The organism is Rhizobium sp. BK112 (assembly GCF_014193215.1).
Taxonomy (GTDB): domain Bacteria; phylum Pseudomonadota; class Alphaproteobacteria; order Rhizobiales; family Rhizobiaceae; genus Rhizobium; species Rhizobium anhuiense.
Genome location: NZ_JACHYZ010000001.1, coordinates 239,782 through 264,690, shown reverse-complemented (window position 1 = coordinate 264,690; position 24,909 = coordinate 239,782). Strand labels below are relative to the sequence as shown.

20 protein-coding genes, 1 tRNA gene and 1 pseudogene are annotated in these 24,909 nt (G+C 61.2%); 11 read left to right on the top strand and 11 right to left on the bottom strand.

The features are described from left to right. Nucleotides 1-204 precede the first annotated feature (204 nt). Complete coding sequence (locus tag FHT75_RS01220; protein ID WP_063474464.1) at nt 205-1,884, top strand: DEAD/DEAH box helicase; 1,680 nt, start codon at nt 205-207, stop codon at nt 1,882-1,884. A 160-nt stretch (nt 1,885-2,044) separates the two neighbouring features. On the opposite strand, the gene FHT75_RS01215 is transcribed toward FHT75_RS01220, so the two are convergent. Then, a complete protein-coding gene (locus FHT75_RS01215) occupies nt 2,045-2,947 on the bottom strand; it encodes a DMT family transporter (protein ID WP_063474463.1) in 903 nt (300 codons plus the stop codon). 362 nt (nt 2,948-3,309) lie between these two features. Between FHT75_RS01215 and FHT75_RS01210 the strand changes: the two genes are divergently transcribed. The 3 genes from FHT75_RS01210 to FHT75_RS01200 are packed head-to-tail and all read left to right on the top strand — an operon-like array spanning nt 3,310 to nt 6,497. Then, nucleotides 3,310-4,719 carry a circularly permuted type 2 ATP-grasp protein gene (locus FHT75_RS01210; RefSeq protein WP_047611432.1) on the top strand — a complete coding sequence of 470 codons (1,410 nt, stop codon included), beginning with the start codon at nt 3,310-3,312 and terminating at the stop codon, nt 4,717-4,719. After that, entirely contained in the window at nt 4,719-5,660 is a 942-nt protein-coding gene (locus FHT75_RS01205; protein ID WP_063474462.1) for an alpha-E domain-containing protein, read from the top strand. The genes FHT75_RS01210 and FHT75_RS01205 overlap by 1 nt, the downstream gene beginning before the upstream one ends. 12 nt (nt 5,661-5,672) lie before the next feature. Continuing rightward, complete coding sequence (locus FHT75_RS01200) at nt 5,673-6,497, top strand: transglutaminase domain-containing protein (protein WP_063474461.1); 825 nt, start codon at nt 5,673-5,675, stop codon at nt 6,495-6,497. A gap of 136 nt (nt 6,498-6,633) precedes the next feature. Here the strand turns inward: FHT75_RS01200 and araD are convergent, their stop codons facing one another. The 6 genes from araD to chvE form a co-directional block, all read right to left on the bottom strand. After that, nucleotides 6,634-8,373, bottom strand: a complete 1,740-nt coding sequence (gene araD / locus FHT75_RS01195; RefSeq protein WP_047611438.1) for an L-arabinonate dehydratase — start codon at nt 8,371-8,373, stop codon at nt 6,634-6,636. A gap of 61 nt (nt 8,374-8,434) precedes the next feature. Beyond that, nucleotides 8,435-9,868, bottom strand: coding sequence for an aldehyde dehydrogenase family protein (locus tag FHT75_RS01190; protein ID WP_047611439.1), 1,434 nt, complete (start codon nt 9,866-9,868; stop codon nt 8,435-8,437). A gap of 68 nt (nt 9,869-9,936) precedes the next feature. After that, nucleotides 9,937-10,932 (bottom strand): AraD1 family protein, encoded by a 996-nt coding sequence (araD1, locus tag FHT75_RS01185; RefSeq protein WP_063474460.1) that lies wholly within the window; start codon nt 10,930-10,932, stop codon nt 9,937-9,939. Between the two features lie 119 nt (nt 10,933-11,051). Further along, a complete protein-coding gene (gene mmsB / locus FHT75_RS01180; RefSeq protein ID WP_047614346.1) occupies nt 11,052-12,263 on the bottom strand; it encodes a multiple monosaccharide ABC transporter permease in 1,212 nt (403 codons plus the stop codon). Further along, nucleotides 12,260-13,798: a multiple monosaccharide ABC transporter ATP-binding protein gene (gene mmsA, locus FHT75_RS01175; RefSeq protein ID WP_063474459.1), complete on the bottom strand. Its 1,539-nt coding sequence runs from the start codon at nt 13,796-13,798 to the stop codon at nt 12,260-12,262. Before mmsA ends, mmsB begins: the two co-directional genes overlap by 4 nt. A gap of 96 nt (nt 13,799-13,894) precedes the next feature. After that, nucleotides 13,895-14,959 carry a multiple monosaccharide ABC transporter substrate-binding protein gene (gene chvE / locus FHT75_RS01170; protein ID WP_047611463.1) on the bottom strand — a complete coding sequence of 355 codons (1,065 nt, stop codon included), beginning with the start codon at nt 14,957-14,959 and terminating at the stop codon, nt 13,895-13,897. Between the two features lie 271 nt (nt 14,960-15,230). On the opposite strand from chvE, the gene FHT75_RS01165 reads away from it, so the two are divergent. Beyond that, nucleotides 15,231-16,235, top strand: a complete 1,005-nt coding sequence (locus tag FHT75_RS01165) for a LysR family transcriptional regulator (RefSeq protein ID WP_063474691.1) — start codon at nt 15,231-15,233, stop codon at nt 16,233-16,235. A gap of 74 nt (nt 16,236-16,309) precedes the next feature. Further along, a complete protein-coding gene (locus tag FHT75_RS01160) occupies nt 16,310-16,780 on the top strand; it encodes a hypothetical protein (protein WP_063474458.1) in 471 nt (156 codons plus the stop codon). Here the strand turns inward: FHT75_RS01160 and FHT75_RS01155 are convergent, their stop codons facing one another. Continuing rightward, nucleotides 16,781-17,062 carry a hypothetical protein gene (locus tag FHT75_RS01155; RefSeq protein ID WP_063474457.1) on the bottom strand — a complete coding sequence of 94 codons (282 nt, stop codon included), beginning with the start codon at nt 17,060-17,062 and terminating at the stop codon, nt 16,781-16,783. A 313-nt stretch (nt 17,063-17,375) separates the two neighbouring features. On the opposite strand from FHT75_RS01155, the gene iolG reads away from it, so the two are divergent. Beyond that, the gene (gene iolG, locus FHT75_RS01150; RefSeq protein WP_063474456.1) at nt 17,376-18,368 is read left to right on the top strand and encodes an inositol 2-dehydrogenase; all 993 of its coding nucleotides are present in this window, start codon (nt 17,376-17,378) and stop codon (nt 18,366-18,368) included. A 129-nt stretch (nt 18,369-18,497) separates the two neighbouring features. Here the strand turns inward: iolG and FHT75_RS01145 are convergent, their stop codons facing one another. Beyond that, a complete protein-coding gene (locus FHT75_RS01145; protein ID WP_063474455.1) occupies nt 18,498-19,721 on the bottom strand; it encodes an ROK family protein in 1,224 nt (407 codons plus the stop codon). Nucleotides 19,722-19,950: 229 nt separating this feature from the next. On the opposite strand from FHT75_RS01145, the gene xylF reads away from it, so the two are divergent. The 4 genes from xylF to FHT75_RS01125 all read left to right on the top strand — a co-directional run bounded on the left by xylF (nt 19,951) and on the right by FHT75_RS01125 (nt 23,647). Beyond that, nucleotides 19,951-20,991, top strand: coding sequence for a D-xylose ABC transporter substrate-binding protein (xylF, locus tag FHT75_RS01140; RefSeq protein ID WP_047614359.1), 1,041 nt, complete (start codon nt 19,951-19,953; stop codon nt 20,989-20,991). A gap of 264 nt (nt 20,992-21,255) precedes the next feature. Further along, complete coding sequence (locus tag FHT75_RS01135) at nt 21,256-22,569, top strand: sugar ABC transporter permease (RefSeq protein WP_063474454.1); 1,314 nt, start codon at nt 21,256-21,258, stop codon at nt 22,567-22,569. 14 nt (nt 22,570-22,583) lie between these two features. Further along, nucleotides 22,584-23,366, top strand: a complete 783-nt coding sequence (locus FHT75_RS01130; protein WP_047611477.1) for an ATP-binding cassette domain-containing protein — start codon at nt 22,584-22,586, stop codon at nt 23,364-23,366. Nucleotides 23,367-23,570: 204 nt separating this feature from the next. Next, nucleotides 23,571-23,647: transfer RNA gene (locus FHT75_RS01125), tRNA-Arg, on the top strand. Between the two features lie 578 nt (nt 23,648-24,225). Here FHT75_RS01125 and FHT75_RS36465 read toward each other — a convergent pair. Continuing rightward, nucleotides 24,226-24,339, bottom strand: a pseudogene (locus FHT75_RS36465) (transposase domain-containing protein); the annotation flags it as partial. Between the two features lie 64 nt (nt 24,340-24,403). Beyond that, nucleotides 24,404-24,853 carry a hypothetical protein gene (locus tag FHT75_RS01115; RefSeq protein WP_063474690.1) on the bottom strand — a complete coding sequence of 150 codons (450 nt, stop codon included), beginning with the start codon at nt 24,851-24,853 and terminating at the stop codon, nt 24,404-24,406. Nucleotides 24,854-24,909: the final 56 nt, after the last annotated feature.

Here is a 24,909-nt window from a genome sequence, read left to right as displayed (position 1 = left end):
CCAAATGCGGGTCAGCTTTCACCCTTCCGGCCGCCGCGTGAGCGTGCCCCTGCTAAAAAATACGGACGCAGGAAGAAGGGACAAAAGCGCATTTCGATAGAGCGCCGCACTCCCATGAGCGGCCAGAAGCGCTGGAAAGCTTTTTCCAACTCACAAGTTCCCACTTCACGCGGGGTTCTTGACGCCAGAATGAAACCGGATCGCATGGTGCGTTCCGGCAATAGTCGTTGTGGCGCCCCGAAAGGTTATGCCTTGACTAATTTTGAATCGCTTGGTGTCTCCAAGCCGATCGTCGCTACTTTGTTCCAGCTCGGCATCGAAACGCCGACACCCATCCAGGAACATGCCATTCCTCTCCTCCTCGAAGGCCGCGACCTGATCGGCCTCGCCCAGACCGGCACAGGCAAGACCGCCGCTTTCGGCCTGCCTCTCATCGAAAAGCTGCTCGCCGACGAACGGCGTCCCGACAACCGCACGACGCGGACGCTGATCCTGGCCCCGACCCGCGAACTGGTGAACCAGATCGCCGAGAGCCTGAAGAAGTTCATCCGCAAGTCGCCGCTGCGCATCAATGTCGTCGTCGGCGGCGTTTCGATCAACAAGCAGCAGCTTCAACTCGAAAAGGGCACCGATATCCTCGTTGCCACGCCTGGCCGCCTGCTCGACCTCGTCAATCGCCGCGCGATCACGCTGACCACGGTCCGCTATCTCGTGCTCGACGAAGCCGACCAGATGCTCGACCTCGGCTTCGTGCATGATCTGCGCAAGATCGCCAAGATGGTGCCGAAGAAGCGACAGACCATGCTCTTCTCGGCCACCATGCCGAAGGCGATCGCCGATCTCGCCGGCGAATACCTCGTCGATCCCGTCAAAGTCGAAGTTACGCCTCCGGGCAAGGCTGCCGACAAGGTCGAACAATACGTCCATTTCGTCGGCGGCAAGAACGACAAGACGGAACTGCTCCGCAAGTCGCTGACTGAAAACCCGGATGGCCGCGCCATCGTCTTCCTGCGCACCAAGCACGGTGCGGAAAAGCTGATGAAGCATCTCGAGAACATCGGCTATTCCGTTGCCTCGATCCATGGCAACAAGAGCCAGGGTCAGCGCGAACGGGCGCTGAAGGCCTTCCGCGACGGCAGCATCAAGACGCTGATCGCCACCGACGTCGCCGCCCGCGGCATCGATATCCCGGCCGTCAGCCACGTCTACAACTACGATCTGCCTGAGGTGCCCGACGCCTATGTCCACCGCATCGGCCGCACGGCGCGCGCCGGCCGCGACGGCATCGCCATCGCCTTCTGCGCCCCTGACGAAGCCAAGCTGCTGCGTGACATCGAACGCCTGATGGGCATCGATATCACCGTCGCAAGCGGCGAACCTCCGGCAAACATGAATGCCACACCCCGTCGTGCCAACGGCAACGGCAACAACCGCAATCGCAATGGCGGCCAGGGTCGCGAAAGTAATGGTCGCGGCGAAGGCCGTGGCGACCAGAATCGCTCCGAGCATCGCGGCAGCCGCCAGGAGCGCCGCCCGCGCCCCGAGCGCCCGACCAGCCGTAACGAGGATTTCCGCGGCCAGCGCCGCGGCGAAGTGACCCCGGATCTCGGTCCTGATAACGATCTGGTCGCAACCTCCGACTTCCGCCCCTCGGCAAAGCCGCAGCGTCCGGCGCATCACGGCGCCCACGCCAATGGCGAACCGAGCGGTCATCACCGCGGCAATAATCGCCATGCCCACGGCCGCCCGGCCCGCAAGCACGGCGAAGACCGCGGCCCGCAGCAGGCCCAGGGCGGCGAACCACGCCGCGACGGCAACGGCGGCAACCGCCGCGGTGGCTCAGGCTCCCGCAACGGCAGCGGCCAGCGCCGCGAACGCGCCTGATCGTTGAACGACTGAAAAGCGGAAAGGCCGGGGATATCTCCGGCCTTTTTGTTATCTCCGCATCATGCTTTCCGAGAATCGGAATCGATTTTCAGAAAGCATGATGCGAGGGTTGAAAGTGTTAGGGTGTCTTTTCTGCGTCCGAAAGAACGCACAGGCTCTATACCTCGACCGGCCTATGCTCGCTGACCGCCCGGCGGTTGGTGAGATAAACGCCTGTCACGACCACCACGGTGCCGAGGATCAACGGCAGGGTCAGCGGTTCCCCGAAGGCGATGAAGGCCTCGAGCGCGACGGTCGGCGGCATCAGGTAGATCAGCGAGGCGGCGCGGGACACCTGGCCGCGACGGATCAGATGAAGCAGCAGTCCGACCCCGCCCATCGACAGGCCGAAAACCGACCAAATGAGCGCGCCATAGGCCTGCGCGGCGCCGTCGAAATGCTGATGCTCGAAGATGAGCGAAAGCGGCAGGGTGAGGATCAGCGCGCCGATATATTGCAGGGTCGCGATCGTTCTGAGGTCACCGGATTGCAGGTGTTTCTTCTGGTAGAGCGTGCCGTAGGTGACGGACGCCATGGCGACGAGGTTGATCGCCAGCGGCAGGGCGGCATGGGTGAGATCGGCGGTCGCCGGATCGAGCAGCTTCGGCGAAATCGCAATGGCAATGCCGATGAAGCCGAGAGCAAGGCCAAGTTTCTGTGCCTGCTGCAAGCGCTCGCCGATGAGGAAAGGAGCCGCCATCGCCGTCAACAGCGGCTGCAGCGCCGCGATGATGCCCGATATGCCGGCCGGCACCCCGTTGGCGATCGCCCACCAGAGACCGGCGAGATAGAAACCATGCAGGAAGAAACCGGAATAGATGGCGCGCAGCGCTGTCGCCCGGCTTTTGGGCCATCGCGCCCGCACCGCCAGGCAGAGCGCCAGAAACGCCGCCGCCGACAGCGCGTAACGTATCGAAAGAAAGGTGAAGGGCTCGGAATGCAGCGAGGCATATTTCGCCACCACCCAGCCCGTGGACCAGAGCAGGACGAAAACGGCGGGGGCAAGGCGATCGAGGGACATGGCGGCTCGCAATAAAAGCTTCGCTGTGCTGATAGCGGCACCCCGTAGCCGCAGTCAAAGGCGAAGCGTTGATGCTTATTTGAAATTTCGCTGATGCAAGGACCCGATGGCGGTTCTGCAGAGGTCGGCGAGCCTCGCGCGCATGGCCATATTCGATCGCCTTGGCTGAACGAAAAACGGTCATATGCTCAGATTTTACGCAGGCACCTTGGATGAATATCCGCCATGCCGCAGCGCATCACGTTAAATGCCCAGATTTTCACCCGTTTCTCGCAGCGCGAAATCTTTTCCCCGAACTGCGCATGGTTCTTGCATTGCCATTTGCGTTGTATTCAAATGAACAAAAAAGGGGAGCCGCGCTTTTGGCATTTGATGAAATGATTACCGGGGACGAAAGCCCTCGCCCGCCTTATGACAAATACTTCGAGTGGTACAACAGCCAAGACCGGGCGCATCTGATTGCCAAGTCCCGCGATGCGGAAAACATCTTCCGGAAGACCGGCATCACATTCGCGGTCTACGGCCATGCCGACAGTTCCGAAAAACTCATCCCCTTCGACATCATTCCCCGCATCATCTCCGCCCGCGAATGGCGCAAGCTCGCCCAGGGCATCGAGCAGCGGGTAATCGCACTCAACGCTTTTCTGGACGATATCTACCATAAGCAGGAGATCATCCGCGCCGGCCGCATCCCGCGCGAACTGATCGAGAACAACGTCACCTTCATCCCCGAGATGATCGGCTTCCGTCCGCCCGGCGGCGTCTACACCCATATCGTCGGCACCGACATCGTGCGCACCGGCGAGGACCAGTTTTACGTGCTTGAGGACAACGCCCGCACGCCCTCCGGTGTCAGCTACATGCTGGAAAACCGGGAAACCATGATGCAGATGTTCCCGGAACTGTTCCACAAGAACAAGGTGCAGCGTGTCGAGGATTATCCCTATCTCTTGCGCCAGAGCCTCGCCTCGCTTGCTCCTCCCGGCTGCACCGGCAAGCCGCGCGTCGCGGTGCTGACCCCCGGCATCTACAATTCGGCCTATTACGAGCATTCCTTCCTCGCCGACATGATGGGCGTCGAACTGGTCGAGGGCTCGGATCTGCGCGTCATCGACGGCAAGGTGAAGATGCGGACGACCCGCGGTTACGAGGCGATCGACGTGCTCTACCGCCGCGTCGACGACGACTTCCTCGATCCCCTGACCTTCCGGGCCGATTCCGCGCTCGGCATTCCCGGCATCATGGATGTCTACCGTTCCGGCAACATCACCATCGCCAATGCGCCGGGCACCGGCATTTGCGACGACAAGGCGATCTATTCCTATATGCCCGAGATCGTCGAATTCTATACCGGCCGCAAGGCCCTGCTCGAAAACGTGCCGACCTGGCGTTGTTCGGAAGCATCAAGCCTGAAATACGTGCTGGAACATCTGGAGGAGCTGGTCGTCAAGGAAGTGCACGGTTCCGGCGGCTACGGCATGCTTGTGGGACCGACGGCATCGAAGAAGGAACGCGCCGATTTCGCCGAGAAGCTGAAGGCCAAGCCGAACAATTACATCGCCCAGCCGACGCTGTCGCTCTCCACCGTGCCGATCCTCGTCAACAAGGGCATCGCGCCGCGCCATGTCGACCTTCGCCCCTATGTGCTTGTATCCGACAAGGTTCAGATCATTCCGGGCGGGCTCACCCGCGTGGCGCTGAAGCAAGGCTCGCTGGTGGTCAATTCCAGCCAGGGCGGCGGCACCAAAGACACCTGGGTATTGGAGGACTGATGCTCGGAAGAACCGCAAACGGCCTTTACTGGATGTTCCGTTACATCGAGCGCGCCGAAAATATCGCCCGCCTGATCGATGCCGGGTTGCGCATGTCGCTGACCCGCAGCAGCACCGGCGATGACAACTGGGATGGCGTGCTGCAAAGCGCCGGCGTGCGCGAGGCCTATGACGAGGGCCACGCAAAGCTGACCAATGCCGACGCGATCGACTATCTCCTGCGCGATCGCGCCAATCCGTCGAGCGTCATGTCCTGCATCGAGTCCGGCAGAAACAATGCCCGCATGGTGCGCACGGCTCTGACGCGCGAGACCTGGGAAGCCACCAACGAATGCTGGATCGAGCTGAAGTCTCTGCTCGAAAAGCGCGTCAAGGCGGCCGACATGCCGGAGGTGATCGACGTCATCAAGCGCCGTGCCGGCCTCATCCGCGGCGCCTTCCACGGCTCGACACTGCGCAACGAACTCTATAATTTCGCCCGCATCGGCACCTTCATCGAGCGGGCCGATAATACCAGCCGCATCCTCGACGTGAAATATTACGTGCTGCTGCCCTCGGTCTCATCAGTCGGCTCCTCTCTCGACAATGTGCAGTGGGAATCGATCCTGCGCTCGGTCTCCGCACACCGGGCCTATAGCTGGGCCTATGACGGCGAATACCGGGCGATGAACATCGCCGACTTTCTGACGCTGAATGTGCAGATGCCGCGCTCGCTTGCCTATTGCTATGAGAAGATCGTCAGCAATCTCGGCTATCTCGCCACGGATTACGGGGAGCGGCTCGCCGCTCACGATACGGCGGACGCAATCCGCACCACACTGCAGACGAGAGCGATCCGGGATATCATGGATCAGGGCCTGCACGAATTCCTGGAGGATTTCGTCGCGCGCAACAACAAGCTCGGTGCGGAAATTTCCGACGGCTACCGGTTCTATGTATAAGCGGATCAGAACATGAGAATGAAGATCAGCCATCTCACCGAATACCGCTACGACGGACCGACGCAGTTCTCGCTGCAACGGCTGAGGTTGACGCCGCCGACGAGCCCCCATCAGAAAGTCCTCACCTGGGCGCTGAACGTAGAGGGTGCCGTACCCGAGGTCGAGTATGACGACCAGTACGGCAATCACGTCAATCTGGTCTCGCTGGAAGGCGAGCAGGACGTGACGCGCATTCTCGCCGAAGGCGAGGTCGAGACGGAGGACAACAACGGCGTCACCGGCCCGCATACCGGCTTCTGCCCGCTTTGGCTGTTTCTGCGCGACACGCCGCTGACCAAGGGCGGCAAGCTGGTCAAGGAACTGATCAAGGGTGTCGGAGGCGATAACGAGCTTGCCCGCATGCATGCGCTGATGGCGGCAATCCACGAGACGGTCGACTACAAGCCCGGCACCAGCAACACCGAGACGACGGCCGAACAGGCGCTGGAGAAGAAGAGCGGCGTCTGCCAGGACCACGCGCACATTTTCATTGCCGCCGCCCGCGCCCTGCAGGTGCCGGCGCGTTACATCTCGGGCTATCTTATGATGGAAGAGAAGGTCGAGCAGGCGGCGACCCATGCCTGGGCCGAGGCCCATATTCCCGGCCTCGGCTGGGTCGGCTTCGATCCCGCCAACGAGATCTGCCCGGATGCCCGGTACGTCAGGATCGCCTCCGGCCTCTGCTACCGCGACGCCGCGCCGATTTCAGGCATGCGCATCGGTACGCCGGGCGAAACGTTGTCGGTCACCGTGAAGGTAGAAGACGGCGGCCAGATGCAAAGTCAAAGCCAGAGCTGACTGGACACTCCCGAAATCCACCTTATTTCGGGAGGCGTCGCACGTCAAAATTGCCGCCATCTTCTCATTGAACAAGTGCAAAAAAGGCGGGGTGATGCCCCGCCTTTCATCGATTTCCAATCCTGGATCTACGCTGTCAGTGGCTGTCCTTACCGACAGCGTTTCCGCGACATCCCTTGAGGAAGTCGAGGTCCGCACCGGTATCGGCCCCCTCGACATGCTGCTGATGCAGGAAGGCATAGCCTGATTTGGGCAGATCGTGGTTCGGCTGCCATTCGGCGAGCCGCCGCGCCAGTTCTTCCTCGGAAATGTCGAGATGCAGGCGACGGTTCGGCACATCCAGCTCGATCATGTCGCCATTTTTCACGACCGCCAGCGGTCCGCCGACGGCTGCTTCCGGAGAGGTGTGCAGCACGACGGTGCCGTAAGCCGTTCCGGACATGCGCGCGTCGGAAATGCGCACCATGTCGAGGATGCCCTTCTTCAGCACCTTCGGCGGCAGCCCCATGTTGCCGACCTCGGCCATGCCGGGATAACCCTTCGGCCCGCAGTTCTTCATGACCATGATGCAAGTTTCGTCGATGTCGAGATTATCGTCGTTGATCTTGGCCTTGTAGTCGTCGATGTCCTCGAACACCACGGCCCTGCCCCGGTGCACCAGGAGATGCGGCGAGGCGGCCGAAGGCTTCAACACCGCGCCCTTCGGCGCGAGATTGCCGCGCAGCACGACGATGCCGCCCGAAGATGTCAGCGCCTTTTCAGCCGGCAGGATGACGTCCTCGTTCCAGTTGATGACCTCCTTGACCTCGTCCCAGACGGTTTCGCCGGAGACCGTCAGCGCATCCTTGTGCAGAAGACCTGCCTCGCCGAGGCGCTTCAGCACCACCGGCAGGCCGCCCGCATAGAAGAACTCTTCCATCAGGTATTTGCCCGACGGCATCAGGTTGACGATTGTGGGAACGTCGCGGCCGCAGCGGTCCCAGTCATCAAGCGAAAGATCGATGCCGACACGGCCGGCGATGGCGAGCAGGTGGATGACGGCATTGGTCGATCCGCCGATGGCCGCGTTGGTGCGGATGGCGTTCTCGAAAGCCTGCTTCGTCATGATGTCGGAGGGCTTCAGGTCGTCCTTGACCATCTGGACGATCCGCCGGCCGGTGAGCTGCGCCATGACCTTGCGGCGGGAATCAACGCCCGGGATCGCGGCATTACCTGACAGTGCCATGCCGAGCGCCTCGGCCATGGAAGCCATGGTGGACGCGGTGCCCATGGTGTTGCAGGTGCCCGACGAACGGCTCATCGAGGCTTCCGCCTCGAGGAATTCGGCCTGCGTCATCTCGCCGGCCTTCACCATTTCGGAAAACTTCCACAGATGCGTGCCCGAGCCGACGCGTTCGCCACGGAAATAGCCGTTCAGCATCGGTCCGCCGGTGACGACGATCGACGGCAGGTCGCAGGAAGCCGCTCCCATGAGAAGCGACGGCGTGGTCTTGTCGCAGCCGACCAGCAGCACGCAGCCGTCCATCGGCTGGCCGCGGATCGCCTCTTCCACCGCGAGCGCGGCAAGGTTGCGATACATCATCGCGGTCGGGCGGAAGGTGTTTTCCGACGCCGAGAATACCGGCACCTCAAGCGGGAAGCCGCCGGCCTCCCATACGCCCGCCTTCACCTTTTCGGCGAGTTCTCTGAGATGACCGTTGCACGGGGTCATATCCGACCAGGTGTTGAGGATGCCGATCACCGGCCGGCCATCGAACAGGTCGTGCGGATAACCCTGGTTCTTAAGCCAGCCGCGGTGATAAATCACATCGCGGCTCGTGCCGCCGTACCATTCCTGCGACCTCAGCTTGCGCGGCCATTCCGCTTTCTTCTTCATCGTCTCTATCCTTCAGGATGTCGCCGGACCGCCTCGTACGGTCCGGGACATCGCCTTTGTTTCAAGCCAGCGTGTAGGCGGTCTTGACGGTTGTGTAGAATTCGGCGGCGTATTTGCCCTGCTCGCGCGGGCCATAGGACGAACCTTTGCGGCCGCCGAAGGGAACGTGGAAATCGACGCCTGCCGTCGGCAGGTTGACCATCACCATGCCGGCCTCGGAATTGCGCTTGAAGTGCGTCGCATGTTTCAGGCTGGTCGTGGCGATGCCGGCCGAAAGGCCGAACGGCGTGTCGTTGGCGATGGCAAGCGCCTCGTCGTAATCCTTCGCCCGGATCACCGAGACCACAGGCCCGAAGATCTCCTCGCGCGAAATCCGCATCTGGTTGGTCGCTTCGGTAAACAGCGTCGGCTGCAGATAGAAGCCGGGCGTGTCGCGCGAGATGACCTCGCCGCCGAAGGCGAGTTTGGCGCCTTCCGACTTGCCGATCTCGATATAGTCGGTATCGGTCTTCAGCTGCCGCTCATCGACGACCGGACCGATATGGGTGCCGGCCTTCAGCGCGTTGTCGACGACCAGCGTCTTCAGCTTGTCGGTGAGCGCTGCGACGAACTTGTCGTGAATGCCCTCGGTGACGATCAGGCGCGACGACGCCGTGCAGCGCTGGCCGGTGGAGAAGAAGCCGGAATTGGCGGCGGCCTCGACGGCGACGTTGAGGTCGGCATCGTCGAGCACGACCATCGGGTTCTTGCCGCCCATTTCCAGCTGGAACTTGCGGTTATGCTCGATGGAGGCGGCGGCGACACGCCGGCCGGTGCCGGTGGAACCGGTAAAGGTGATGCCGTGAACGTCGGGGCTTTCGAGCATGGCCTGACCGACGACCGAGCCCTTGCCCATGACGAGGTTCAAGACGCCCTTCGGCAGGCCGGCGCGGTTGAGGATATCGACAATCGCCCAGGAACAGGCGGGCACCAGTTCGGCCGGCTTGAAGACGATGGTGTTGCCGTAGCAGAGTGCCGGCGCGATCTTCCAGGCGGGGATGGCGATCGGGAAATTCCACGGCGTGATGATGCCGATGACGCCAAGCGCCTCGCGGGTGATCTCGACGCCGATGTTCGGGCGAACCGAGGGGAGGACCTCGCCAGCCAGCCGCAGCGCTTCGCCGGCGAAGAATTCGAAAATCTGCGAGGCGCGGATCACTTCACCGGTGGCTTCCGGCAGCGTTTTGCCTTCCTCGCGGGCGAGCAGCGCGCCGAGTTCGTCCTTCCGCGCCATGATCTCGTCGCCGGTCTTCTTCAGGATGACGTGGCGTTCCCAGATGCCGGAACGCGACCAGGCCGGGAAAGCGGCCTTGGCGGCGGCAATGGCGTTTCTGGTGTCTTCAGCGCTGCCGTCGGCATAGAGGCCGACGACTTCGTTCGTGTCCGACGGATTGATATTCTTCGTCGCGTTCGAGCCGACCCATTCGCCGGCGATCAGGTTTTGATAAATGGTCATGGGCTTAACAAGCCTCCTTTACCGTTTACGAGCATGATCCGGCCGCCGGATGCGGCCAGGTCTTGAAATCAGAGCTGCCGGACGGCGATCTCTTCCTCGGCGGCCACTGCAAGCGGATTGCGGAGCGGCAGGCCGAATTCGGCGACTTCGATCTCGAAGATGTCGCCCTCTTCGGTCTTGACGCCATCGGCAAAGGAAAGGGTCGCCGTGCCGAACATATGGACATGAACATCGCCCGGCACACGGAAGAGGCCGTATTTGAAATGGTGATATTCGAGATTGGCGAAGGTGTGCGACATGTTCGCCTCACCGGAGAGGAACGGCTTTTCGAAGATCACCTTGTCGCCGCGCTTGATGCGCGAGGTGCCGCGAATATCGTCCGGGGCGGCGCCGATGCGGATTTCCGGACCATAGGCGGCCGGGCGCAGTTTGGAGTGGGCCAGATAGAGATAGTTGATCCGCTCGGTGACGTGGTCCGAAAACTCGTTCGACAGCGCAAAGCCGATGCGGAACGGCGAGCCGTCCTTGGAAATCACGTAAATGCCAGCCATTTCAGGCTCTTCGCCGCCGTCGAGCGCGAAGGACGGCGAGATCAGCGGGGCGCCGGGGGCTGCCGTGCCATAGCCGTTGCCCTTGTAGAACCATTCGGGCTGCACGCCCTTCTCGCCGGCCTTCGGCTTGCCGTTCTCCAGCCCCATCTTGAACATCTTCATCGAGTCCGTCAGGGTTTCCTCGGCGGCTTCGGTGGTTTTCTTGTGCATGGAATCGCGCGTTGCCGCCGATCCCAGATGCGTCAGGCCGGTGCCGGTCAGATGCAGGTGGGCGGCATCGGGATGGGTGATCGGCGGAAGGAAGCGGCCCTCCGCATAGGCCTTTTCAAGATCGACGGCAGCGCCGTAGCCATGGGCCTCGATGACTGAGGCAAGCGACTTGCCGCCGTCTGCGGCTTCCATCGCCAGCGCATAGACGCTGCCGGCATTGTTGACCGACTTTGCAGCGCCGCCCGGCTCACGCACGGCGACGACGATCTCTCCGTTGGCACCTTTGATCTGGGAAATAAGCACGTCTTCGATCCTTCTCGTTTCGGCGAAGACAGGAAAAAGCTCCGCCTGTCCGGCTCCATCAGGAGCCGGAATCCATCATTCATATGACTGCGAATGCCTGGCTGGCGCTTCGGAAGCGGTCAGCCCTTGTTCTTATTATAGACGTCGAAGAACACGGCGGCGAGGAGCACGGCGCCCTTGACCATCTGCTGCGAGTCGGTGCCGAGACCGTGGATCGACATGCCGTTGTTCATGATGCCCATGATCAGCGCGCCGATGACAGCGCCGGTCACCTTGCCGACGCCGCCCTGGGCGGATGCGCCACCGATGAAGCAGGCGGCGATCACGTCGAGTTCAAGACCGAAGCCGCCCTTGGCCGTCGCCGAGTTGAGACGCAGGGCAACGATCAGACCAGCCAGTCCGGCGAGCAGACCCATATTGGCAAAGGTCAGGAAGGTCAGCCGCTCGGTGTTGATACCGGAAAGCTTCGTCGCCTTCTCATTGCCGCCCATGGCGTAGATGCGGCGACCGATCGTCGTGCGGCGGGTAATGAAGGCATAGGCAGCAACCAGGACCAGCATGACCATCAGCACGTTCGGGAAGCCGCGATAGATCGACAGCTGATAGCCGAGCGCCAGAATGGCGAGCGTGACGAGGGCGTTCTGGGCAAGGAAGAAGCCGAGCGGCTCAACGTCGTTGCCATGCTTCTCGTTCGACAGACGCTTGCGCCATGCCAGATAGAAGAGGGCGACGGCGCCGACGACGGTGAGGATGATCGAGGTCGAGTTGATGCCGCCCATATCGAAAGCGTTTGGCAGGAAGCCGATGCTGATCAGCTGGAAGGCCGGCGGGAAAGGACCGATGCTGGTGCCGGTCCCCGATGCCGTCATCACGAACAGCGTCAGGCCGCGGAAGACCAGCATGCCGGCCAGCGTGACGATGAAGGACGGGATTTTGTGATAAGCGACGAAATAGCCCTGGATGCCGCCGACAAGCGCGCCCATGGCAAGACATACGATACCCGCCAGGACATAATTGGTGTGCCATTGCACCGTCATCACGCCGGCGATAGCGCCGATAAAGCCGACGACGGATCCGACCGACAGATCGATATGGCCGGCGACGATGACCAGCAGCATGCCGAGCGCCATGATGACGATGAACGAGTTCTGCAGAATGATATTGGTCAGGTTGAGCGGCCTGAAGAGAACGCCACCGGTCGAGAACTGGAAGAACACCATGATCGCGATGAGCGCGATGAACATGCCATATTCGCGGATGTTGCCGCGAACATAGTCTCCGATGGAGACGACACGCCCCTGCTCAGCGATGGGTTGATTGATCGGTGTCATTGCTTCTTCTCCCCTGAGCGCATGATAGCGCGCATGATGGTTTCCTGGCTTGCTTCTCCCTTCGGCAGTTCAGCGACGATGCGTCCTTCGTTCATCACGTAGATGCGGTCACAAGTGCCAAGCAATTCGGGCATTTCCGACGAGATCATCAGAACGCCCTTTCCATCGGCGGCAAGCTGGTTGATGATAGTATAGATTTCGTATTTTGCGCCAACATCGATGCCGCGCGTCGGCTCGTCGAGGATCAAAACATCGGGATTGGAGAACAACCATTTCGACAGCACCACCTTCTGCTGGTTGCCACCGGAAAGATTGACCGTCTCCTGGAAGATGCTGGAGGAGCGGATGCGCAGCTTCGAGCGATAGTCGGTCGCAACCCGCGATTCCTTGACGCTGTCGATGACGGACGCATTCGACACCGCCTTCAAATTGACGAGCGTCGTGTTGTGCAGGATCGTGTCGTTGAGCACGAGGCCGAGCTGCTTGCGGTCTTCGGTAACGTAGGCGAGACCCGCGTCGATCGCCCTGCGCACGGTACTGACGTCGACCGGCTTGCCGTACATCAGCGCCTCGCCCGAGATCTTGTGGCCATAGGCCTTGCCAAACAGGCTCATGGCGAATTCGGTGCGCCCTGCCCCCATCAGGCCGGCGATGCCGACGACCTCGCCCTTCCGGACTGTGATGTTGATATTGTGCAGAACCTGGCGGTCGCGGTGCTGCTGGTGATAGGCGTTCCAGTTCTTCACTTCGAGAATGGTTTCGCCGATCGGCACCGAACGCGGCGGATAGCGGTCTTCGAGATCGCGGCCGACCATGTTGCGGATGATGATGTCTTCGCTGATTTCGTCCGCGTGACAGTCGAGCGTCTTGACGGTCATGCCGTCGCGCAGGACCGTGATCTGGTCGGCGACCTTGCGGATCTCGTTCAGCTTATGGGAAATGATGATCGAGGTGATGCCCTGCTTGCGGAACTCCATCAGCAGGTTGAGCAGAGCGTCGGAATCGCTTTCGTTGAGCGAGGCCGTGGGCTCGTCGAGGATGAGCAGCTTCACGCTCTTCGACAGCGCCTTGGCGATCTCGACCAGCTGCTGCTTGCCGACGCCGATGTCGGTCACCAAAGTGTTCGGAGATTCCTGCAGGCCAACCTTCTTGAGCAGCTGCTTCGTGCGGTTGAACGTCTCATCCCAGCTGATGACGCCGTTCTTGGCGTTCTCGTTGCCGAGGAAGATGTTTTCGCCGATCGACAGCAACGGCACGAGCGCCAGTTCCTGGTGGATGATGACGATGCCGATTTCTTCGGAGTCCCTCAGGGCCTTGAAGTTGCGCGTCTCGCCTTCATAGACGATGTCGCCTTCATAGCTGCCGGTGGGATAGACGCCTGATAGCACTTTCATCAGGGTCGATTTGCCGGCCCCGTTTTCGCCCACCAATGCGTGGATCTCACCCTGGCGAACCTTGAGGTTCACGTTCTCCAGCGCCTTGACGCCCGGGAACGTCTTGGTGATGCTCCGCATCTCGAGGATGGTATTGTCCATAGTCAAAGTTCCAGCGCCCCCAGCCGTTTAATGGCCGGGTAATCATAAAATCGAAGGCCGGAACCCGCAAGCGCGGGCTCCGGCCTCCTGCTCAACTTACTTCAGCTTGTCTTCGGTGTAGTAACCGCTGTCGACGAGGATCTGCTTGTAGTTGGTCTTGTCGACGGCAACCGGCTTCAGCAGATAGGACGGAACGACCTTGACGCCGTTATCGTAGGTCTTCGTGTCGTTGACTTCAGGCTCCTTGCCGGACATCACGGCATCGACCATGGCAACGGTGACCTTGGCGAGTTCGCGGGTGTCCTTGAAGATCGTCGAATGCTGTTCGCCAGCAATGATCGACTTGACCGACGGGATTTCAGCGTCCTGACCGGTGACGATCGGCAGCGGCTGGGCCGCAGTACCGTAACCAACGCCCTTCAGCGAGGAAATGATACCGATCGACAGACCGTCATAGGGAGACAGGACGGCATCAACCTTGGCATCGGTGTAGTTAGCCGAGAGCAGGTTGTCCATGCGGGCCTGGGCCGTTGCCGGATCCCAACGCAGCGTGCCGACCTTGTCCATGCCGGTCTGGCCGGACTTCACGACGAGCTTGCCACTGTCGATGTAGGGCTGCAGGACGGACATTGCGCCATCATAGAAGAAGAAGGCGTTGTTATCGTCCGGCGAACCGCCGAAGAGTTCGATGTTGAACGGGCCCTTGCCATCCTTGAGGCCGAGGCCGTCAACGATGGAGCCAGCCTGCAGAACGCCGACCTGGAAGTTGTCGAAGGTTGCGTAGTAGTCGACGTTGCCCGAATCGCGGATCAGACGGTCATAAGCGATGACCTTGATACCGGCATCGTGTGCCTTCTGGAGAACGTCGGAAAGCGTCGTGCCGTCGATCGAAGCGATGACGAGAACCTTGACGCCCTTGGTCACCATGTTTTCGATCTGCGAAAGCTGGTTCGGAATGTCGTCGTCGCCATACTGCAGGTCAGTGCCGTAACCGGCAGCCTGGAGCTGCTTGACGATGTTGTTGCCGTCGTCGATCCAGCGGGCCGAAGCCTTGGTCGGCATCGCGATACCGACAGTGCCTTTGTCCGCGGCGAGCGCCGGTGCAACGAACGAAGCGACGCCGAAGGCAGCCGCAGCCATCAATGAGATAATGGATTTCATTTCTCTCTCCCTTGTTAATAGAGCAGCGGACGAAAAATCGCCCGCCCCGAAACTGTGGCAGGTTCCGTATTGGATAGTTACTTCAGATGGTGAGAAACGAAGTAGGTCTCCTCCACGATCTCACACGTGTTGAGTGCCAACCAGCACACGGCGGCAAACTGGTATGGATTCCTATAACTGTCAAATAGAATAAGTGCTAACGTGCATAACAATTTTGGTATATCGTTAAAAAGTATTACTTTTGATGGAGCGCAGCGAGGAGGCTGCAACCATGACGATCGTTTCCGAGCCATTTTCGATGGACTACGTCGATATCCACAGTGATAATTTCGGCGATGACAGCCTTTTGCGTGCAGGACTTAAGCTGAATCACCTGCGGATGATCGTCGCAATCGAAGATAGTGGACAGATTTCCGCAGCTGCGGAAGTCCTGAACATCTCGCAGCCGGCCGCGTCGCGCATGTTGTCGGAAATGGAATCAATCACCAAGACCTCGCTCTATGAGCGCGTGGCCCGCGGCGTGGTGCTGACGACCTTCGGCGCAGCGCTGGCGCGCAGGGCCCGGAAGATCCTTCTGGAGCTGCGCGAGGCGAGCCGCGAGATCGGCGAGCTGAAAAGCGGCAAGGGCGGCTCGGTCTTCATCGGCTCGGTGACCGCACCCGCCATGAGCCTCGTCGTGCCGGCGATCAACAAGGTGCGCAAGGCCTATCCGGGCATTGAGATCAATATCCAGGTGGAGACGAGCAACGTGCTCGCCCGCGAGCTGCTCGCCGCCCGCCACGACTTCATCATCGGCCGCATCCCCGACGATCTCAACCCGCGCCTCTTCGAGGTGACGGAGATCGGTATCGAGCGGGCTTGCCTGATCGTGCGCGACCGCCACCCGCTGATGAAACAGAAGGTGAGCAGCCTTTCCGACGTCAGGGATTATGACTGGGTGTTCCAGCCGCCGGGCACGCTGCTGCGCCGCACGATCGAGGACGTTTTCCTGTCGCGTGGCGTGGCGCTGCCGGAGAATATCGTCAACACCTCGTCGCTGCTTCTGACCTGCGCCATCATCTGCGAAACCGATGCGATCGCGCCCGTCGCCGTCGACGTCGCCCAGTTCCTGGCGAGCCAGAGCTCGAATGCCTCCGATGTGCGCATGCTGCCGATCGATTTCGACATCAACGTCAAGCCCTACAGCATGATCACCGCGAGAGAACGGGCGCTGCCGCCGAGCGCAAGGCTGCTCTACGACATCATCCTCGAGGAGAGCCGCAAGCAGGCCGGCTGACAAGCCGGCGGACAAGCCCGCAAGCCCTGCGCCATCTTGCTCTCTTCTAATACCTGCTTCGAAAGGGAGGCGTGATGCTGTTCGGGCAGTCGGTATTTCAATCAGTCCTCGAGCGGCTGAAGGCGGAGGACGAGACGGCCGAAGACGCCGATGCGCCGGCCGCCCATCGCGTTTCCGGCCTCGGCACCGGCCTTGCCTTCGATGTCATGGAGGGCGTCTCAGCTGCCTCGCAGCGCGTCGGCCAGGCCTATTTCGACAATCTGGATCTCGATGCCGCCGCTGGGGTCGTGGAAAAGCCGGCGCCTGCGCCTCCAGCCGAGCCCGCCATGCCGGATCATCTCGCCCGCACGACACCGCAGGAGGTTGCCGCCGAACTGGCGATCTCCGCCGCCGATACGCCGCTGACACTGCGCGAGAAGCGCCGCGCCTTCGCCCGGGCCAATCACCCCGATGGCGTCGCGCTGCCCTTCCGCGACAATGCGACGAAGCGGATGATGCTGGCCAACCTGCTGATCGACGAAGCACTGCGCCGAATCGGCCGCTGACTATTCCGCGGGCCCGTCCTTCGAAGGTTTTTCAGCGGTCGCCGCGGGTTCGTCCTCGTCCTCGGCGTCGGGCTGCACGGGTGGCTCGATGACCGGCGGCTGCGGATTGAAGGTCCAGAACAACATATAGAAGGAATAGGCGCCTGCCCCGCCCGCGAGCACGCCCCAGAACGGATCGCCGGTGACGAATTCGACCACGGCCCAGCCGAAGCAGACGGCAATAATGGCAACACGCACCCAAAGATGACGGTATGCCGGATGGTTCGGATCGATGATTTGCATTCCTGCCCCGCGGTCGCATATGTCGCACCGCCTTCGGCCCGTGCTGCGATTGTCTCTAGAACCTTTCCTGATCAGATTAAAGTATTCTCTTGGCTGAAAGACCGGGCATCTTTACGCCAGGATCAGAGACTATCGGCTCTGCCTCGACCAAAACCCGGCCCGGTAGAAGACTTCAATCCGACCAGGAAGGCTCTGGTTCGAATCTTGCAAATGTGAAAGATCCGCGGGCTTGACGTGGTCCGCAGAAGATGGAATGAAAATTCCAGATTTTTGGCAATTCGGTTTATTTGTTCCGAATTCAAGGGAGGTTAGAATGACAGTGAGATTTGGTCTTCTCGGCGCCGGCCGCATCGGCAAGGTCCATGCAAAGGCCGTCAGTGGCGACGCCAATGCGACGCTCGTCGCGGTCGCCGACGCCTTTCCGCAGGCTGCCGAAGCGATCGCCTCCGCCTATGGCTGCGAAGTCCGCACCATCGAGGCGATCGAAGCCGCCAAGGATATCGACGCCGTCGTCATCTGCACGCCGACGGATACACATGCCGACCTGATCGAACGCTTCGCCCGCGCCGGCAAGGCGATCTTCTGCGAAAAGCCGATCGATCTCGACGTCGCCCGCGTCAAGTCCTGCATCAAGGTGGTGGAAGAGACCGGCGCCAAGCTGATGGTCGGCTTCAACCGCCGCTTCGACCCGCATTTCATGGCCGTGCGCAAGGTCATCGACGACGGCAAGATCGGCGATGTCGAGATGGTGACGATCACCTCGCGCGACCCCGGCGCCCCGCCGGTCGATTACATAAAGCGCTCGGGCGGCATCTTCCGCGACATGACGATCCATGACTTCGACATGGCCCGCTTCCTGCTCGGCGAAGAGCCGGTCTCGGTTCTGGCGACCGCTGCCGTGCTCGTCGACAAGGCGATCGGCGAAGCCGGCGACTATGACAGCGTCTCGGTGATCCTGCAGACGAAATCGGGCAAGCAGGCGGTGATCTCCAACTCCCGCCGCGCCACCTACGGCTATGACCAGCGCATCGAAGTGCATGGCGCAAAGGGCATGGCTGCGGCCGAAAACCAGCGTCCTGTTTCGATCGAGGTGGCAAACGGCGACGGCTACACCCGCCCGCCGCTGCATGATTTCTTCATGACCCGTTACACCGAAGCCTATGCCAACGAGATCGCAGCCTTCATCGCCGCGATCGAGAAGGGTTCGAAGATCTCGCCGTCTGGCGCAGATGGCCTCGCAGCGCTGGCGCTCGCCGATGCCGCGGTTCAGTCCGTCAAGGAAGGCAAGCTCATCAAGATCGGCTGACGGCCCTCTCCCGACCGGAAGCCATGCATGAGATGGCCGGGCATTTGCCCGGCCATTTCGCGTTTGGTGGCGTTTGACTCTATGTCGGAGAAAGGACACCTGCTCCCCATGCATTTCAGCAACGCGCCCTCATTCCGCGCTCTGTACGCCCGAGAGTACGATATCCTGATCGATCACCGATAGCGCCCGGTTCAGATGGCCTTCGAAGACGAGGATCTGTTCTTCGGGGACCACCCTGATCTCGGGCATGCCCTCCATGCGCACGACATGCGATTGCCCGAGGCCCTCTTCGATCCCCTGGCGGAGAAGGTCGTAATAACGTGTGCCCGGGCCCGTGATGGCGATCGGCATGCGCTCGGTCAGGCTCAGCATGCGCGACAGGCCGTTGCCGAGCGCCAGCCCTGCCTGGCGGAAGGCGAAGGCGGAGATGCGGTGACCCTGGCGCGCCTTGGCGGCGATCTTGTCGAGTTCCGCCACCGGCACGAATTTGGCCGGGATGGTATCGAGCGGCACTTCGAAGGCGCTGCGCAGGATGGCGTAAAAACCGGCATAGGCCTCGATGCAGCCGCGTGTGCCGCAGCGGCAGAGGCCGCCATTGGCCATATGCAGCATGTGCCCGAAATTGGGGGCCGAGATCTCCTGGCCCGTCTGGTTGCCGCGCCGGACGATGCCGAGCCCGATGCTGTGGCCGAGCGAAAGGGCGGCGAGCGAGCGGAAATCGGCGCCCTTCATATTTTCTTCACGCGCGCCGAGCGCTGCGGCGACTAAAAGCGTCTCGTTATCCAGGATTACCTTGGCCTGCCATTCCGGCCGGAGCGCCGATTCGAAATCGATCTGCTCGCTGCCGAAGATGGGCGACCAGACTAGAACCGGCTCGGTGGAGTTGACCAGCCCCTTGCTGCTGATCGAGATCAGCAGCACCTTTTCCTGCGTAATCTTCGAACGATCGAGAATGCGCGAAAGCCCGGCGCGTACTGCTGCGACGAAGCGCACGGCACCCGCCGGATCATGCGAACGCTCCTCGCTGAAGCGGTCGATCAGCTTGCCGGCATAATCCACAAGCGAATATTGCACCGCATCCGAGGAGATGATGACGACGATGAGATAGCCGCAATCGCGCCGCTGGCGCAAAAGCACGCGCGGCCGGCCACGCCCGCTTGCCGGCTGCTGCTCGGATTTCTCGATGATCTGGGCTTTTTCCAAGTCGGCGGTGATCGCCGAGATGGTGGCTGAGGAAAGCCCGGTGGAATCGGATATTTCGGTATGGGCGAGCGCGCCGTGGCGGCGCAGCACGGACAGCACGAGCACGCTGTTTCTCTGCCGGACCAGCTCCGTGCTCGACTTGGTCAGCATGAATGCCGCCCTCTCCTCCTGCTTGCTCTTCCCGTGGTTTCCACTGCATCTCCGGCTGCTGTTGCGCAAGCGAATTAAGCCGGTAGTGCAGTGTTGACAGTTGAAAAAATCTCTGACACTAAATTTCTCGACTGTCGAGAAAAAAATCCAAACCTTTCCCGACAGGCTTTTTCGCGGTGGCCGGAGGAAGCATGGGCTGGGCCGGCCGCAACTCACTCGGGAGGACATTATGAAGTCTATTTTCAAATTGATGGCCGGCGCTGCCATCCTCGTTTCCGTACATACCGCTGCCATGGCTGCCGATCTCGTCGTCGGTGTTTCCTGGTCGAATTTCCAGGAAGAGCGCTGGAAGACGGACGAAGCCGCCATCAAGAAGGCTCTCGAAGCCAAGGGCGCCAAGTATATTTCCGCTGACGCGCAGTCTTCTGCCGCAAAGCAGCTCACCGACGTCGAATCGCTGATTTCGCAAGGCGCCAACGCGCTGATCATCCTCGCTCAGGACTCCGACGCAATCGGCCCGGCCATCGAAAAGGCCGCTGCTGAAGGCATTCCGGTGGTCGGCTACGACCGCCTGATCGAAAACCCGGCTGCCTTCTACATCACCTTCGACAACAAGGAAGTCGGCCGCCTGCAGGCTGAAGGCGTCTTCAAGGCCAAGCCGGAAGGCAACTACGTCTTCATCAAGGGCTCGTCTTCGGACCCGAACGCCGACTTCCTGTTCTCGGGCCAACAGGAAGTGCTGAAGGCCGCGATCGACGCCGGCAAGATCAAGAATGTCGGCGAAGCCTATACCGACGGCTGGCTGCCGGAGAACGCCCAGCGCAACATGGAGCAGTTCCTGACCGCCAACAACAACAAGGTTGACGCCGTCGTCGCTTCGAACGACGGCACGGCCGGCGGCGCGATCGCAGCGCTCGACGCGCAGGGTCTTGCCGGCTCCGTTCCGGTTTCCGGCCAGGACGGTGACAAGGCGGCGCTGAACCGCATCGCTCTCGGCACGCAGACGGTTTCCGTCTGGAAGGACAGCCGGGAACTCGGCAAGCGCGCCGCAGAAATCGCTCTAGACCTCGCCGGCGGCAAGGACATGAGCAAGATCGACGGCGCCCAGGCTTTCAAGGGCGGCCCGAAGGGTGTTGAAATGCAGTCGGTCTTCCTGAAGCCGCTGGCGATCACCAAGGACAACCTGAACGTCGTCATCGACGCCGGCTGGATCTCCAAGGCGGAAGCCTGCCAGGGCGTCAAGGCCGACACCGTCGCTGCCTGCAAGTAAGCCGCGGCTGTAATTGAAATTGCCGGCGCCGCAGCGCAACATCGCTGCGGCGCCGGACGCGGATGAGAATTCCAACGACGAAGTTTTCTCCGCCTCGCCGCACCATCGCGGGTTTTCATTCCCTGCCGGAAGGGTGTCGCGACGCCACGCGACCGGTTTCCGCAAGCATCGCGATGGTTAGTTGAAGAACAGACGCATGACGCCGATGGCAGATTCGGGCACGCCGGCGCGTCCGTCCAAACACAGTGGGGGAACGGCAAACCCATGGCCGAAATGGTAAAATCCACAACATCAAGCGGGCCGCGAACGGCGGAAGCCAATCCGGTGACCCGCTTCTTCCGCGCCACCGAGATCGACACACGCCTGCTCGGCATGATCGGCGCGCTCATCATCATCTGGATCGGTTTCCACATCATCACCGGCGGCCTGTTCCTGACCCCGCGCAATCTCTGGAACCTCTCGGTTCAGACGACCGACATCGCCATCATGACGACGGGCATGGTGCTGATCATCGTCACCCGCAACATCGATCTTTCGGTCGGTTCCGTGCTCGGCCTCTGCGGCATGATCATGGGTGTCACGCAGGCCAAGATCCTGCCGGAATATATCGGCTTCGACAGCCCCTTCACCTGGGCGATCACGCTGCTGATCGGCATCGCAGCCGGCTTCCTGATCGGCGCCTTCCAGGGCGTCATCATCGCCTTCCTGAACGTTCCCTCCTTCATCGTCACCCTCGGCGGCCTGCTCGTCTGGCGCGGCGCGACCTGGCTCGTCACCAGCGGCCAGACGGTTGCGCCGATGGACCAGACCTTCCGCATCATGGGTGGCGGCGCCGAAGGCTCGATCGGCGCCACCTGGAGCTGGATCGTCGGCATCGCCGCCTGCCTCTTCGTCATCGCCAGCATCATCGGCTCGCGCCATCAGCGCCGCCGCTTCGGCTTTCCGCGCCGGCCGATCTGGGCGGAATATTTCCTCGCCATCCTCAGCTGCTTCCTGATCCTCGGCGCCGTCTCGATCGCCAACAGCTATTACTGGCCGATCAATATCGCCAAGAAATATGCCGAGACCAACAATATCCCCTGGCCGGAAACGGGCCTCGATATTCCCTACGGCATCGCCGTGCCGGTGCTGATCGCCATCGTGGTCGGCATCATCATGACCTTCATCGCGACACGCCTGCGCTTCGGCCGCTATGTCTTCGCGATCGGCGGCAACCCCGAGGCGGCCGAACTCGCCGGCATCAAGACCCGCTGGGTGACGGTGCGCATCTTCGCGCTGATGGGTGTACTCGCAGCCATCGCGGCGGCGATATCAACCGCCCGCCTCAACGCCGCGACGAACTCGCAGGGCACGCTCGACGAGCTCTACACCATCGCCGCCGCCGTTATCGGCGGAACGTCGCTGGCAGGCGGCACCGGCACCATCGCCGGCGCCATGCTCGGCGCGCTCGTCATGCAGTCGCTGCAGTCGGGCATGGTGCTCGCACATGTCGACACGCCGCTGCAGAGCGTCGTCGTCGGCACCGTCCTTGTCGTGGCGGTCTGGCTCGACACCGTCTACCGCGCCCGTGCCAAGTGAGAGGAGCCCTGGATATGGCTGATCAACGCACTCCCCTCGTGGAACTGAAAAACATCTCGATCGCCTTCGGCGGCATTCACGCCGTGGACAATGCCTCGGTCGATCTCTACCCCGGCGAAGTGGTCGCCCTGCTCGGCCATAACGGCGCCGGCAAGTCGACGCTCATCAAGATCCTCTCCGGCGCCTACAAGCGCGATGGCGGCGAGATCCTGATCAACGGCGAGCCGGCCGACATCCGCAATCCGCGCGATGCCAAGAAATACGGGATCGAGACGATCTACCAGACGCTCGCCGTCGCCGACAATGTCGACGCCGCCGCCAACCTCTATCTCGGCCGCGAGCTGAAGACCCGCTGGGGCACGCTCGACGACGTGGCGATGGAGGCCTCGGCCCGCGAAGTGATGGGGCGGCTCAACCCCAACTTCAAACGCTTCAAGGAGCCGGTGAAGGCGCTCTCGGGCGGCCAGCGGCAATCGGTGGCGATCGCCCGCGCCATCCTCTTCAACGCCCGCATCCTGATCATGGACGAGCCGACGGCAGCGCTCGGCCCCCAGGAGACGGCGCAGGTGGGCGAACTGATCAAGCAGCTGAAGAAGGAAGGCATTGGCATCTTCCTCATCAGCCACGACATCCACGACGTCTTCGACCTCGCCGACCGCGTCTCGGTGATGAAGAACGGCCAGGTGGTGGGCCACGCCCGCACCGAGGACGTGACCAAGGACGAGGTGCTGGGCATGATCATCCTCGGCAAGGTGCCGCCGAAAGCCATCCCCGGCCCCGGCGCCATGCAGATCTGACCGCCACCAGGCGACAGCCCACGACAACAACGCTCCGCCGCCCGCAAGGCCGGCGGAGTTTTTTATGCGTTCTCACAGGCTGACGGATAAAAACACCCGCCAAACCGCAAGCATCGGTATTTCTGAGAATTTCGCGATTGAAGCCGGCCGCAAGCTAGGCTAAGAACCACCCATCGGACAGGCGATTCAAACCGCCTTCGGCATGCACCCGTAGCTCAGCTGGATAGAGTGTTGGATTCCGATTCCAAAGGTCACAGGTTCGAATCCTGTCGGGTGCGCCACCGTTTTGAAGACTGCCCCATAGCCATAAGCTGCGCCCCCTTAGCCTTTTCACCTGGTCGAGGGTCCATGGCCGACGAGGAGACAGCTCGGCCCTCCACTTCAACAAGCGGGCACGCGCGCCTCGGACGCGAGAGCATGGATGTAGGCCCTGCGCAATCCTTCCTGCGCCTGTTTTTTTGTAAGCGCGTTGACCCTCGAAGCGTCCGCCACAACCCTGACGTAGAGGCACAATGCAACTCAATTGATGGTGTCACCTCGGCTGCTGACATCGACGAATTATTGCGAGTGAGTCGGACTTCGGTCCGATGGTAGACAGCAATCTCTCTGCTAATTTCCGTTCCGCTGAGACTGCAAAACTCAGCACGAAAAGGGTGTCTGCCCCTGATCCGGAGCACCCTTTTCAAACTCGTTTTCGGGAATCCCCCTTAACCCTCGGCACCGACGGTTCGCGGGCGGCCAACCTCCCGATTGATCATGGGCATAGGTACTCTGTCGGAGCATCCTGCGTGCGATGGTGTTGCCAGTTCCAACACATCTTAAGCGGGCCGTCGTCAAAGTCGAAGTCTGTGATTTCCTTCCACGGCAATAGCTTATCTATGGCAGTGAGTGTGGCGGTGAGATAGGTCTGCGGATCGACGGCATTGAGTTTGCCGGTCTCGATGAGCGAAGCGATGGTCGCCAGTTCTCGTGCCTTGCCCTCGTCTGCAAATCGAACGTAGAACGGGTCGCGCGCGTGAGCACACGTCCTCGCAACATCAGTCCGGGTTTGGTATCGGCTTACCCTCATAGCGCACGCGAAAATTCCTCCTGTGAAAATCCTGCTCGAAGCAGACGAAGACGAGTTCCAGGTCGTTGGCGCTGTCACGCTTCCCGAGGAGGCTGAGCGTGACAACGATAACGCCGCTGTATCCGCGCGTCAGGCGGAAAGCCGCGTTACGGATGTCAGTCCCTTCTGGATCCTTCCGGTCTTCGCGGCGCTCATAAATGACCCAGAAGCAGGCAGCATCCCAAGTCTGCCGCAGGATTTGGCTGACTTCTGCCTTGAACTCTTCGGCATGCATTGCCGGACCCCAAGACAATGCCGTCTCGCCCGCATCGCTAACGACATTGAGATAACCGTCATATTGGTAAACACCTGACAGTGACCGTTCGATCATCTCGAATGCGGTGTTTTCGCTGATTGTTGTTTTGAAGAGAATTGCCATGGAATCGATGCGTGCCACTGTCGATATGTCGATGAGACGACGAGACTACTGGGTGT